The organism is Streptomyces sp. NPDC002817, from assembly GCF_053592055.1.
The window spans coordinates 185,835-199,069 of sequence record NZ_JBSFUY010000015.1; the positions used below are offsets into that span (position 1 = coordinate 185,835).

The 13,235-nt window shown below is 69.5% G+C and carries 10 protein-coding genes; 1 reads left to right on the top strand and 9 read right to left on the bottom strand.

The annotated features are described in order from the left end of the window. Nucleotides 1–20 precede the first annotated feature (20 nt). The 9 genes from ACWD3I_RS26950 to ACWD3I_RS26990 all read right to left on the bottom strand — a co-directional run bounded on the left by ACWD3I_RS26950 (nucleotide 21) and on the right by ACWD3I_RS26990 (nucleotide 10,878). Complete coding sequence (locus ACWD3I_RS26950) at nucleotides 21–1,145, bottom strand: pseudouridine synthase (RefSeq protein ID WP_365399292.1); 1,125 nt, start codon at nucleotides 1,143–1,145, stop codon at nucleotides 21–23. Continuing rightward, nucleotides 1,145–1,801, bottom strand: a complete 657-nt coding sequence (gene scpB, locus ACWD3I_RS26955) for an SMC-Scp complex subunit ScpB (protein WP_365399289.1) — start codon at nucleotides 1,799–1,801, stop codon at nucleotides 1,145–1,147. The genes ACWD3I_RS26950 and scpB overlap by 1 nt, the downstream gene beginning before the upstream one ends. Beyond that, entirely contained in the window at nucleotides 1,798–2,871 is a 1,074-nt protein-coding gene (locus ACWD3I_RS26960; protein ID WP_365399286.1) for a segregation and condensation protein A, read from the bottom strand. Before ACWD3I_RS26960 ends, scpB begins: the two co-directional genes overlap by 4 nt. 18 nt (nucleotides 2,872–2,889) lie before the next feature. Then, a complete protein-coding gene (locus ACWD3I_RS26965) occupies nucleotides 2,890–3,453 on the bottom strand; it encodes a hypothetical protein (RefSeq protein WP_095046257.1) in 564 nt (187 codons plus the stop codon). Then, nucleotides 3,438–4,616 (bottom strand): ParA family protein, encoded by a 1,179-nt coding sequence (locus ACWD3I_RS26970; protein ID WP_171145042.1) that lies wholly within the window; start codon nucleotides 4,614–4,616, stop codon nucleotides 3,438–3,440. The genes ACWD3I_RS26965 and ACWD3I_RS26970 overlap by 16 nt, the downstream gene beginning before the upstream one ends. Nucleotides 4,617–4,962: 346 nt before the next feature. Further along, on the bottom strand, nucleotides 4,963–6,087 hold the full coding sequence (gene ald, locus ACWD3I_RS26975) for an alanine dehydrogenase (protein WP_365399282.1): 1,125 nt from the start codon (nucleotides 6,085–6,087) through the stop codon (nucleotides 4,963–4,965). A gap of 135 nt (nucleotides 6,088–6,222) precedes the next feature. Continuing rightward, entirely contained in the window at nucleotides 6,223–8,286 is a 2,064-nt protein-coding gene (locus tag ACWD3I_RS26980) for a tetratricopeptide repeat protein (protein ID WP_365399280.1), read from the bottom strand. Nucleotides 8,287–8,519: 233 nt separating this feature from the next. After that, nucleotides 8,520–9,146, bottom strand: a complete 627-nt coding sequence (locus tag ACWD3I_RS26985) for an NUDIX hydrolase (protein ID WP_365399277.1) — start codon at nucleotides 9,144–9,146, stop codon at nucleotides 8,520–8,522. A gap of 82 nt (nucleotides 9,147–9,228) precedes the next feature. Beyond that, entirely contained in the window at nucleotides 9,229–10,878 is a 1,650-nt protein-coding gene (locus ACWD3I_RS26990; protein WP_365399274.1) for a CTP synthase, read from the bottom strand. A 511-nt stretch (nucleotides 10,879–11,389) separates the two neighbouring features. Between ACWD3I_RS26990 and ACWD3I_RS26995 the strand changes: the two genes are divergently transcribed. Beyond that, complete coding sequence (locus ACWD3I_RS26995) at nucleotides 11,390–13,192, top strand: glycoside hydrolase family 15 protein (RefSeq protein ID WP_365399272.1); 1,803 nt, start codon at nucleotides 11,390–11,392, stop codon at nucleotides 13,190–13,192. Nucleotides 13,193–13,235: the final 43 nt, after the last annotated feature.

Below are 13,235 nucleotides of genomic sequence, written 5' to 3' on the forward strand. Positions count from 1 at the left end.
TACGGACGAGACGGCGAGGCCTAGAGGTCGACTTCCTTCATCAGCATCCCGACCTCCGTGTTGGACAGCCGCCGCAGCCAGCCCGACTTCTGGTCGCCCAGGGTGATCGGGCCGAAGGCGACCCGCACCAGCTTGTCGACCGGGAAGCCGGCTTCCGCCAGCATGCGGCGCACGATGTGCTTGCGGCCCTCGTGCAGGGTGACCTCGACGAGGTAGTTCTTGCCGGTCTGCTCGACGACCCGGAAGTGGTCCGCCTTCGCGTACCCGTCCTCCAGCTGGATGCCGTCCTTCAGACGCTTGCCCAGGTCCCGCGGGATCGGACCCACGATGTGCGCGAGGTAGACCTTCTTCACGCCGTACTTGGGGTGGGTCAGGCGGTGCGCCAGCTCGCCGTGGTTGGTGAGCAGGATGACACCCTCGGTCTCGGTGTCGAGCCGACCGACGTGGAAGAGCCGCGTCTCACGGTTGGTGACGTAGTCGCCGAGGCACTGACGGCCCTCGTTGTCCTCCATCGTGGAGACCACACCGGCCGGCTTGTTCAGCGAGAAGAACTGGTACGACTGCGTCGCGACCGTCAGGCCGTCGACCTTGACCTCGTCCCTCTCCGGGTCGACACGCTTGCCCTGCTCCAGGACGATCTCGCCGTTGACCTCGACCCGTGCCTGCTCGATGAGCTCCTCGCAGGACCGCCGGGAGCCGTAGCCCGCGCGCGCGAGGATCTTCTGCAGCCGCTCGCCCTCCTGCTCGGCGCCCGGGAAGGTCTTGGGCAGCTTGACGTCCTTCTTGTTCGCGTACCGCTCGCGGTTGCGCTCCTCGGCCCGCGCCTCGTACTCGCGGGAGGTCGCGGGGACCCAGCGGCCGCGCCCGGTGCCCTGGCCCTGCTTGGGCCCGCCCTTGGCACCGCCGCGCGCGGAGGTGCCGCGCCCGGACTTCGGTCCCTCATGGGTCCCGCCCGGCCCTACGTCATAGCGGCGCTCCTCGGGACGGGGCTTGCCCTCGCGCTTCGGCTTGTCGTCGCGCCCTCCCCCGCCCTTCGGCTGGGAGCCGCCGCGTCCACCCGTCCCGCGGGGGTTGCCGCCCCCACCGGTTCCCCGGGGCTTGCCGCGCCCGCTGTTGTTGCCACTGCCGCTGCCACTGCTTCGCATCAAAGTTCCGTCGTCGTCGTGTCGTCTGCATCTGCATCCGGTGCGTCCGGATCGAACGACGGGACCCCTTCCAGCGTCTCGGCCTCGATCGCCTCCGCCTCGGGGAGAAAGGGCGCGAGCTCCGGGAGCTCGTCCAGGCCTCGCAGGCCCATCCGCTCCAGAAAGTAGTTCGTCGTCACGTACAGGATCGCACCTGTTTCGGGTTCCGCGCCCGCCTCCTGGACCAGACCGCGCTGGAGGAGGGTCCGCATGACCCCGTCACAGTTGACTCCTCGTACGGCCGAGACCCTGCTGCGGCTCACCGGCTGACGGTAGGCGACGACGGCCAGGGTCTCCAGGGCCGCCTGGGTGAGCCGGGCCTGCTGGCCGTCCAGCACGAAGCCCTCGACGGCCGCCGCGAACTCGGGCCGGCTGTAGAAACGCCAGCCGCCGGCGATCAGCCGCAGCTCGAAACCGCGCCCCTGGACGGTGTACTCGTCCGCCAGTGCCCGCAGCGCGTCCGCGATCTGCCGTCTGGGCCGCTGGAGGATCTTCGAAAGGTGTTCCTCGGTGGCGGGCTCGTCCACGACCATGAGGACGGCCTCCAGAGCGGGCTTGAGATCGAGGTCGGCGACGGTGCGCTGCCCGGCCGGGACGTCGGTGGTCTCCTCGCTCACGCCTTGTCCTCCTTGGGCGGCTCGGGGGGTCGGTCGAACTCGTCGGTCACCATCGGCTCGGCGTCGCCCTCCCCGCCGGTCCACCGCACGATGAGGTCACCGAGGGCCGTCTCCTGGTCCAGCGCGACGGCCTTCTCCCGGTACAGCTCCAGCAGCGCGAGGAATCGCGCCACGACGGTGAGGGTGTCGTCGACGTCCTCGACCAGCGTCCGGAAGCTGGCCTCGCCGAGCTCCTTCAGCCGGGCCACCACGATCCCGGCCTGCTCCTGCACGCTGACCAGCGGCGCGTGGATGTGGTCGACGTACACCTGCGGCTTGGGCTTGGGCTGCATCGCCTTCACGGCGAGCTTCGCGAACCCCTCCGGGCCGATGCTGATGACGACCTCGGGCAGCAGTTCGGCGTGGTGCGGTTCGAGGCCGACGGTACGGGGGTAGCGGCGGGCCTCCTCGTCGAGGCGATGGTTGAAGATGTCGGCGATCTGCTTGTACGCGCGGTACTGGAGCAGCCGCGCGAACAGCAGGTCCCGTGCTTCGAGGAGCGCGAGGTCGGCCTCGTCCTCGACCTCGGCGGAGGGCAGCAGACGGGCCGCCTTGAGATCGAGGAGCGTGGCGGCGACCACGAGGAACTCGGTCGTCTGATCCAGGTCCCAGTCCGGCCCCATCGCCCTGATGTGCGCCATGAACTCGTCGGTCACCTTGGACAGGGCGACCTCGGTCACATCCAGCTTGTGCTTGGAGATCAGCTGGAGGAGGAGATCGAAGGGACCTTCGAAGTTGGAGAGACGGACCTTGAAGACACCGTCGTCGGGCTCCTGGGGTTCGGCGGGGGTCTCACGGGGCGGGGCTACGGGCTCCGGCTCGGGTTCCGGTACGACGGCCTCGGGCTCCGCGGCCTCCGGCTCCGGTTCCGCCGCCACCGGCACGGGTGGGCACCACGGCCCACCGGCCTCGGCCGGAGACTCGGCCTCAGCCACCGACTCGCTCTCCGGCTCAACCCGCAGAGCGCCCCGCCCCAGCACACGCCGACGACCGGCAGGTGCGCCGGGGGCGGGAACGTCGTTCGAGGTCATGGCCCCCGCAGGCTACCGCTACCGCCCGCGCAGTCGGCGTACGAGGATGCTCGCGTCTCCCCGGGACTCCAGATCGGCCAGCACCACGGCGACCGCCTCGCGGACGATACGCCCGCGGTCGACGGCCAGCCCGTGCTCGCCGCGGAGCACCAGACGGGCATGCTCCAGATCCATGAGCTCCTCGGCGGAGACGTACACGGTGATCTTCTCGTCGTGCCGCTCACGCCCGCTGGGCCGGCGTGAGGCCGCCCGACCACCGCCACGCTGCTTGCGCGGCGCGGCAGAACCTTCCTGCGCGTCCTGACGTCGCCCGGAGCGCTCCGCGTCCCGGCTGCGGGACTCGCCGGCCGCGGCCGGTTCCGTGGCCACATGCTCCGCCCCGTCGCCGTCACCGCCCTGCGCGGGCACCGACTGCGGCGCGTCCTCGGACGACCCGGCCGCGGCCCCGTCGCTCTCCCCCGCGGGTGCGGGCACCCGGGCTTCGCCGTTGGCCCCCCGCCGCGGAGTGGACGGCTGGAGCGCCATTCCCCCTGTCGTACGGAAGAGTTCGTCGGCCCCCGGCAGACTCACTCGGCGTGACACCGGGCGAGCACCTCCCTGGCGAGCTGGCGGTAGGCGGCGGCGCCGACGGAGTTGGAGGCGTACGTGGTGATCGGCTCACCGGCGACCGTGGTCTCCGGGAAGCGGACCGTGCGCCCGATGACCGTGTGGTAGACGTGGTCGTCGAACGCCTCGACGACACGCGCGAGCACCTCACGGCTGTGCACGGTGCGCGAGTCGTACATCGTGGCGAGGATCCCGTCGAGCTCCAGCTCCGGGTTGAGCCGCTCCTGGACCTTCTCGATGGTCTCCGTCAGCAGGGCGACACCACGGAGGGCGAAGAACTCACACTCCAGTGGCACTATCACCTTGTGCGCGGCCGTCAGGGCGTTGACCGTGAGCAGACCCAGTGAAGGCTGACAGTCGATCACGATGTAGTCGTAGTCGGCCATGAGCGGCTTCAGGGCCCGCTGCAATGTCGACTCGCGCGCGACCTCGGAGACCAGCTGGACCTCCGCCGCCGACAAGTCGATATTGCTCGGCAGCAGGTCCATGTTGGGAACCGCGGTCTTCAGCAGGACCTCGTCGGCCGCCATGCCCCGCTCCATGAGCAGGTTGTAGACGGTGAGGTCGAGCTCCATCGGGTTGACACCGAGGCCCACCGACAGCGCGCCCTGCGGGTCGAAGTCCACGAGCAGCACGCGACGTCCGTACTCCGCGAGCGCGGCACCCAGGTTGATGGTCGACGTCGTCTTGCCGACGCCGCCCTTCTGGTTGCACATCGCGATGATCTTCGCGGGTCCGTGATCGGTCAGCGGACCCGGGATCGGGAAGTACGGCAGCGGGCGACCGGTCGGGCCGATGCGCTCACGGCGCTGGCGGGCAGCGTCGGGAGCGAGCGTGGCCGCGTACTCCGGGTCGGGCTCGTATTCGGCGTCGGGGTCGTAGAAGTGCCCCTCGGGCAGTTCGTCGTAGTCGGCGAACTGGCTGTGGGGCGCGCCACTTCCGTCGCCGGCCATGGCGTTCACGTGATGGCCATCCATGCTCTGGTGTGCTGACAGAGTCACCCTTCGGTTCAGGTGGCTCTGGTGGGCTGCGAAGGTGCGCACCGCGACGGAGCCGACAGCCTCGAACCCCGCGGGGCCCTCAGCCCGTGCAGGCGTTCCTGGTTGACCACCTCCGGGAGTAAATGTCGACTCATTCACAAGTCGTCTTACCTCCTTGGTGACCAGGAAACTTCTAGACAAGGTCAGCGTGGCACCATGCCGACGGTTGGCGACTCTATGGCGTGTCGGGTGTTCACAGCAACACAATCCGCCGGACCCGGCAGGATGTGTCGGCAATCAAACATCGCGCTGTCAAGGGCGTACGGCCGTCGCACAGCAGGTTTCACCGGTGTGCGAATCGACCAAAGGGTTACGTTCGAGGCGAGTTGACCGAGCGTCGCAAAGTGACCATACACACATGTGGCCGGACCTTGTCGGGCAAGGTCCGGCCGCCTGTGAGTGGTTGACGCGCCTTGTTGACGTATCGCCTTTACGAAAAGGTGACTTAGCCGATCAGTGCCTCGAGCTCCACGTGCTCCAGGCCGTGCGCCTCGGCGACCTCCTTGTAAACGACCTTGCCGTCATGGGTGTTGAGACCCTTGGCGAGCGCGGCGTCGCGGCGCAGCGCCTCGACCCAGCCGTGGTCGGCGAGTTCGACGATGTACGGCAGCGTCGCGTTGGTGAGCGCGTAGGTGGAGGTGTTGGGCACCGCGCCGGGCATGTTGGCGACGCAGTAGAAGACCGAGTCGTGGACCTTGAAGGTCGGCTCGGCGTGGGTGGTCGGCCGGGAGTCCTCGAAGCAGCCGCCCTGGTCGATCGCGATGTCGACAAGGACACTTCCGGGCTTCATCCGTGCCACGAGCTCGTTGGTGACCAGTTTCGGGGCCTTGGCGCCCGGGATGAGCACCGCGCCGATGACGAGGTCCGCGTCCAGGACGGCCTTCTCCAGTTCGAAGGTGTTGGACATGATCGCCCGGACCTTGGTGCCGAAGACCTTGTCCGCCTCGCGCAGCTTGTTGATGTCGCGGTCGAGCAGCGTGACGTGGAAGCCCATGCCGACGGCGATCTGCGTGGCGTTCCAGCCGGAGACACCGCCACCGATGACGACGGCCCGCGCCGGCTGGGTGCCGGGCACGCCACCGGGGAGCACCCCACGGCCGCCGACCGAGCGCATCAGGTGGTAGGCGCCGACCTGCGGGGCGAGCCGGCCCGCGACCTCGGACATCGGGGCGAGGAGCGGCAGCGCGCGCGAGGGCAGCTCGACCGTCTCGTAGGCGATCGCCGTGGTGCCGGACTCGATGAGCGCGTCGGTGCACTCCTTGGAGGCGGCCAGGTGCAGGTAGGTGAAGAGCGTCTGGTCCTTGCGGAGGCGGTGGTACTCCTCGGCGATGGGCTCCTTGACCTTGAGCAGCAGGTCGGCGGTGGCCCACACCTCGTCGGCCGTGGCAAGGATCTGCGCGCCCGCGGCGACGTACTCCGCGTCCGGGATCGACGAGCCGAGACCGGCGTTCTGCTCGACGAGGACCTGGTGGCCGTGGCGCACCAGCTCGTGGACGCCGGCGGGGGTGATGGCCACCCGGAACTCGTTGTTCTTGACCTCGCGGGGGATGCCGACCTTCACGTCGATCACGGTCCTTGGCTCAGAGGGTGTGGGGCAATACAACACATACCCGGGCACGCATGAGCACACCGGGATGCACCGCAGGAGAAGGTGCGGCAGAGCCAGTCTAATGAAGGTGTTCCCGCTGTCTAGCCTTTCATTGCATCAATCTTCAGTGGATGTACTACGGATTTCGCAGGCATCAGAGTCTTGTTTCGCAGGATCAGGCTGTTCCGGTTCCGGTTCCGCCTCCGAAAGTTCCTCTCCCAGCAGCCGCTCGGCGGCCCCTCGGTGCAGCCCCGCCGCGGCCGGATCGCCCAGGTGTTCCAGCGTGTCGGCGAGCCTCAACTGGAGCGCGGCCTGCAGCCGTGCGTCCTCGGCGCGCCGCGCCCACTCGACGGCCTCCTGGCAGGTGCGCAGCGACTCCTCGGGCCGCCCCGCGTACTCCTGGACGCGTGCGAGTTCGCTCAACGCCCGTGCGTGGGCGGCCACATCGCCGTTCTTGCGGTGCCCGGCGACCGCGGCCCGCCACCCGCGCATCGCCTCGCCGTAGCGGCCCGCGTAGGTGTGCGCCGCGGCGATACGGCCGTACAGCCGCGCGGCGTCCGCACGCTCGTCCCGGGCCAGCCGCTGGGCGAGGGCGCGACCGAACCAGTCGGCGGCCCGGTCGTAGTCCGCGAGCTCCAGATGCGCACCGCCTACGGATTCCATCGCGCGACCGGTCGCATACGGGTCATTCGCCTCGCGCCCGGCGTCCAGCGCGGCCCGGTACCGGGTCAGCGCCTCCTGCGTGCGACCGGTCTGCGCGTCCAGGTCGCCGAGGTTCAGCAGCGCCGCCGCCTTCTCCCGGGGCAGCTCCCGGCGCTCGGCCACATCCAGGACGAGCCGGTGCAGGCCGTACAGGTCGGCTGCCGCGGCCTGGGTGCCGAAGTGCGCGACCAGCGCCCTGACCAGCTGGGACATCAGACGGCGGGCGAGGGTGTCGAGCTCCCCGTCGGCGACGGCCAGGCGGGCCGAGGCCAGCAGCGCGGACCTGCGGATGCGCAGCCAGTCCTCGGCGGCCCGTGGGCTGGGGAAGCGCAGGGAGCGGGACATGCCCTGGAGCTTCTCGCGGGCCTCGGGGCTGTCGGTCTCGGTGATCGCGCGGGACGACTGCAGCAGCCGCACGGTCCGCTCCAGCATGCGGGCGCGGGCCAGCTGGATCTCGCCGGGGCGGTCCTGGGTCTCGGTGAGCGCCTTGAGCAGGGGGTGCAGACAGCCCGGCACCACGTACTGCGGCAGCGGCGACTCCACGGCGTGCAGCAGACCGAGGCCGACGAAGTCGTCCAGGGTGGTGCGGGCACCGCCCACGGAGCAGCCGGCGAGGGCGGAGGCGGTGTGCGGGTCGACCAGGCCCGCCGGGGCGAGGGAGAGCAGCCGCAGTATCCGGGCGGCGGGGCTGGGCAGGGCGGAGTAGGCGAACCGGAAGACGCGGCTGAGCGGGGTTCCCTCGTCACCCTCCGTGCGCAGCTGCTTGGCGAGGTCGGCGACGGCGGCCTTGGGGCGGGCGGCGAGCCAGCCGCCTGCGAGCATCATGGCGGCGGGCTGGGCCTGGCAGACCTCGACGAGGCCCTCCGCGGCCACCGGGTCGACGGTGATGCGGACCGAGCCGGTGGAGCGGCTCAGCAGCTCCAGGGCGGACTTGGTGTCGAGGCCGCCGAGCGTGCAGGGCCGGACGTCGGAGATACCGGTGAGCGGACCGCTGGAAACGGCCACGACCAGGCACTCCGGGGTCTCCGGCAGCAGGGCGTCGACCTGGTCCGCGCTCACCGCGTCGTCGAGCAGAAGCAGGGCGCGCCGGTCGGCGAGGGCGTCGCGGAGGGCTGCCGTCAGGTCGTCCTCGCAAGCGCCGGCCGGCGTCGGAAGGTCCAGGGCGGTGAGCAGTTCGCGGGCGGTGTGCTCGACGGGGACGGGGGTGCCGTCGGGTTCGCTGAGCCGGGCGCGCAGCACTCCGTCGTCGTAACGCTCCGCGACCTGCCCTACGAGTTCCTCGGCGAGCGCGGTGCGGCCGGAGCCGGGTCTGCCCGCGATGAGCAGCACGCGCGCGCGGGGGGCCTTCTTCCCGGAGAGGGTGTCGAGGCCCGCTCGCTCGATGTCGGCGAGCAGCTCCTTCAACTCCCGTGTCCGGCCCAGGAAATGACCCTCGACCGACAGCTGAACGCCGTCCGTGTCCACCGCCTGATCCGTCACGGGCCACACTCCCGTCCCACCGCACGCGCAAGCCCGCCGGGACCCCGGTCCGGGCAGTTTCAGAGCCTAGTTCACGCTCTGCAACGTTCCGTGAGGAGCGCGGCGGTGACGGACGGAGACTCCCCCGATCGGATCAACGGATCATAGGACCGACGGTTTTCGCAACGCCGCTCAGGGGCGCGGGGAACCGCGCGACCAGCCACGGCGGACCCGCGGCCGAAAACGGTCCGGCACTACGCCTCGAAGGGGCGGGCAGGCCACTCCGCGTCTGCCGGGCGCAGCATGTCCAAACCGCCGGAGGCCTGCGCGGCGATCAGTGAAAGCACGCCCACGACCAGGCAGTTGTTGTGCAGCTCACCGGCGAGCACACCCCGTACGAGCTCGTCGACGGGCACGCGCGCGTACTCCAGGTCGATCTCCTCGTGTTCGACCTCGAAGCGCTCGCCCTCGGCCTCCGACAGATCGCGGGCGAGGAAGATCCGCACGGCCTCGTCGCAGCCGCCCGCCGTGGTGTAGACGTCGGTCAGCACCCGCCAGTCCTCGGCCTTGACGTGCGCCTCCTCGTACAACTCGCGCTGCGCGGCGTGCAGCGGGTTCTCGCCGGGCACATCGAGCAGACCGGCCGGGATCTCCCACAGCTTCTGGCGTACGGGGTGGCGGTACTGCCTGATCAGCAGGACCCGGCCCTCGTCGTCCAGGGCGAGGACACCGACCGAACCCGGATGGACCTGGTAGTCGCGGCGGACGACCTTGCCGTCGGGCATGACCACGTCGTCCGTGCGGACGGAGGTCTTGTTGCCCACGAAGGGGGTCTCCGTCGCCCGGACCTCCCATTCCTCGGGGCTGTCCTTGATCGTCATGCCCTGCCCTTCCACACGTTCAAGAAAAAACCGGGGTGCGACCTTGAAGGTACGCACCCCGGCAACCGTACAAGCTGGTGTGTTACTTGGAATTCTTCCGCTCGACCGAGGCCTTCACGAGCCCGGCGAACAGCGCGTGCGGTCGCGTCGGACGCGAGCGCAGCTCGGGGTGCGCCTGCGTGGCCACCAGGTAGGGGTGGACGTCGCGCGGGTACTCGACGTACTCGACGAGCTTGCCGTCCGGCGAGGTGCCGGAGAACAGGATGCCCGCCTTCTTCTCGAGCTCCGCGCGGTAGGCGTTGTTCACCTCGTAGCGGTGACGGTGCCGCTCCTCGACGTACTCCTTGCCCTCGTACACCTCGCGCACGATCGAGCCCTCGGCCAGCTTGGCCGGGTACATGCCCAGGCGCATGGTGCCGCCCATGTCGCCCTCGCCGGCGACGATGTCGAGCTGCTCGGCCATGGTGGAGATGACCGGGTGCGAGGTCGCCGAGTCGAACTCGGTGGAGTTGGCGTCCGGGATGTCGGCCAGATTGCGCGCGGCCTCGATCACGATGCACTGCAGGCCCAGGCAGAGACCGAGCAGCGGGATCTTGTTCTCGCGGGCGTACTTGATCGCGCCGACCTTGCCGAGCACACCGCGGTCGCCGAAGCCGCCCGGGATGCAGATGCCGTCGACGTCACCGAGCTGCGCCGCGGCGCCGGCCGCGGTCTTGCAGTCGTCGGAGGTGACCCACTTGATCTTCACGCGGGCCTTGTTGGCGAAGCCGCCCGCGCGCAGCGCCTCGGTGACCGAGAGGTAGGCGTCGGGCAGGTCGATGTACTTGCCGACCAGGGCGAGGGTGATCTCGTGGTCGGGGTTGTGGACGCGGTCGAGCAGGTCGTCCCACGTCGTCCAGTCCACGTCGCGGAACGGCAGGTCCAGCTTGCGGACGACGTAGGCGTCCAGGCCCTCGCCGTGCACGGTCTTCGGGATGTCGTAGATCGACTTGGCGTCGGGGCAGGCGACCACGGCCGCCTCGTCGACGTCGCACATCAGCGAGATCTTGCGCTTGATCGCGGTGGGGACCTCACGGTCGCAGCGCAGCACGATCGCGTCCGGCTGGATACCGATGTTCCGCAGCGCCGCAACCGAGTGCTGGGTCGGCTTCGTCTTCAGCTCCCCCGACGGGCCGATGTACGGCAGGAGGGAAATGTGGACGACGAAGACGTTGTCACGGCCGACCTCGTGGCGGACCTGACGGACGGTCTCCAGGAACGGCAGGGACTCGATGTCACCCACGGTGCCGCCGACCTCGGTGATGACGACATCGACCTCGTCGGTCGCCATACGCCGGATGCGGTGCTTGATCTCGTTGGTGATGTGCGGGATGACCTGCACGGTGTCGCCCAGGTACTCGCCGCGCCGCTCCTTGGCGATGACCGTCGAGTACACCTGGCCTGTAGTGACATTGGCACTGCCGTCCAAGTCGCGGTCCAGGAAACGCTCGTAGTGTCCGATGTCCAGGTCGGTTTCGGCACCGTCGTTGGTGACGAACACCTCACCGTGCTGGAAGGGGTTCATCGTGCCCGGGTCGACGTTGAGGTACGGGTCGAGCTTCTGCATCACGACGCGCAGGCCGCGCGCCTTGAGCAGCATGCCGAGGCTGGAGGCCGTCAGGCCCTTGCCGAGAGAGGAGGCGACACCCCCGGTGACGAAGATGTGCTTGGTCGTCGTAGATTTCGGCGGCATGGCCAAGACGGGGCTCCCGTGGTCGCGATCTGGGGTGCGTGGCGGCGCTTCGACCGGAGATCTCCGGAGTCGCCGTCGCTGCGGTCGGGGGTTTTATCCACCACCGGTCCACGGGCTACCAGGGTATCAGCGCCTCAGCGAGATGGCTTCCGGCCACGCTCTGCGCACGCGTCGACACAGACGCGTACACGTCTCATGGTTCTCACCCGTTGCTCACCCGATCGGCCCATCCGCGTTGCCCGGAGCGGCACACAGATCATCTACGTGCGTCGTATCCTGCTCGGACATTCGCTGCCGAGCCCGGCCGGCCACACGGCACCACCCCCCGCCCGTAAGCACCGGAACAACGTGAGCTCGTCAGTTCGTTGAGTAAAGATTGTCGTTTTGCCTCGCAGCCCAACGGCTGCTTTGCTTCACCGCTCAACGACGCATTACAACGACCCCTTGACCGCAAGAGCGACAGCCCCCTTTTTTCCTCGGGGGCGACGTGGCCGTTCGACTGGAGTTGCACGTGGCCGGGCGCATCGAAGACTACGCACTCATCGGAGACATGCAGACCGCGGCTTTGGTCTGCCGGGACGGCACGGTGGACTGGCTCTGCCTGCCCCGCTTCGATTCCCACGCCATCTTCGCCGGTCTGCTGGGCACCGAGGAACACGGCTTCTGGAGACTGGGTCCCGCGCACGCGGCCGACGCTGAGCCGCCCACCGCGGCCCGGCGCACCTACCGCGGCGACTCGCTGATCCTGGAGTCCGAGTGGGACACCCCGCGCGGCACGGTCCGGGTCACCGACTTCATGCCCCCGCGTGACGGCGCCCCGCAGCTGATCCGGATCGTGGAAGGCGTCTCGGGCCGCGTCCCGATGCGGTCCGCGCTCAGGATGCGTTTCTCCTACGGCCGGGTCGTGCCGTGGGTGCACAAGCACGACGGTCGTACGGTCGCCGTCGCGGGCCCGGACTCGGTCTGGTACGACACCGAGTGCGAGACCTACGGCAAGTCGCTGACCACGTACTCGGACTTCACGGTCGCCCCGGGTGACCGGATCGCGTTCACCATCTCGTGGGAGCCCTCGCACAAGCAGCCGCCGCCGCTTCCGGAGCCGGAGCAGTCGCTGGAGGCGACCGAGGAGTTCTGGCGGGACTGGGTCGATCACTGTACGTACCACGGCCCCTACCGCGAGGCCGTCGTCCGCTCCCTGATCACGCTCAAGGCCCTCACGTACGCGCCGACCGGCGGCATCGTCGCCGCCCCCACCACCTCGCTGCCCGAGGACATCGGCGGTGTCCGCAACTGGGACTACCGCTACACCTGGCTGCGCGACGCCGCGATCACGCTGTCCTCGCTGCTGCGCACCGGCTACCGCGAGGAGGCTCGCGCCTGGCGCGAGTGGCTGCTGCGCGCGGTCGCGGGCGACCCCGAGAACCTGCAGATCATGTACGGCATCGCGGGCGAGCGGGAGTTGGGCGAGGCCGAGCTGGACTGGCTGCCCGGCTACGAGAACTCCGCCCCGGTCCGGGTCGGCAACGGCGCCGCCCACCAGCTCCAGCTGGACGTGTACGGCGAGGTCACCGAGGCCCTGCACCTGGCCCACATGACGGGCCTGGCCCGCAACGACTACGCGTCCCTGCTCCAGCTCAAGCTCATCCGCTACCTGGAGGACCACTGGGACGAGCCGGACGAGGGCATCTGGGAGGTGCGCGGGCCGCGCCGGCACTTCGTGCACTCCAAGGTGATGGCCTGGGTCGCCGTCGACCGCACCATCAAGCTCATCGAGTCCGGCGACGCGGACGGCCCACTGGAGCGCTGGCGCGAGCTGCGCGACGACATCCACCGGGACGTGTGCGAGAAGGGCTACGACAAGGAGCGCAACACGTTCACACAGTCGTACGGCTCGAAGGAGCTGGACGCCTCCCTGCTGCTGATCCCGCAGATGGGCTTCCTGCCGCCGGACGACAAGCGGGTGATCGGCACCATCGAGGCGATCCAGCGCGAGCTGTCCACGTCGGACGGCTTCATCCTGCGCTACCCGACCGAGGGCGAGAGCGAGGGCGTCGACGGTCTGCCGGGTGACGAAGGGGCCTTCCTGGCCTGTTCGTTCTGGATGGCGGACGACCTCGCGATGATCGGCCGCGTGGACGAGGCCCGCAAGCTCTTCGAGAAGCTGCTGGCCCTGCGCAACGACCTCGGGCTGCTCGCGGAGGAGTGGGACCCGGTCCTTCAGCGCCAGGTCGGCAACTTCCCGCAGGCCTTCAGCCACGTTCCGCTCATCGACACCGCGCTGCGGCTGACGGCGTCCGGAGCGTACGGAGGCTGAGCGCGCTGTGCGAGCCGAGCCCGCCTAGGCTGGGACCAATAGC

Bases quoted from the DNA above. Each gene is read 5' to 3' on its own strand.
- ACWD3I_RS26950 (WP_365399292.1), bottom strand. From the start codon at position 1,145: ATGCGAAGCAGTGGCAGCGGCAGTGGCAACAACAGCGGGCGCGGCAAG.
- ACWD3I_RS26960 (WP_365399286.1), bottom strand. From the start codon at position 2,871: ATGACCTCGAACGACGTTCCCGCCCCCGGCGCACCTGCCGGTCGTCGG.
- ACWD3I_RS26985 (WP_365399277.1), bottom strand. From the start codon at position 9,146: ATGACGATCAAGGACAGCCCCGAGGAATGGGAGGTCCGGGCGACGGAG.
- ACWD3I_RS26990 (WP_365399274.1), bottom strand. From the start codon at position 10,878: ATGCCGCCGAAATCTACGACGACCAAGCACATCTTCGTCACCGGGGGT.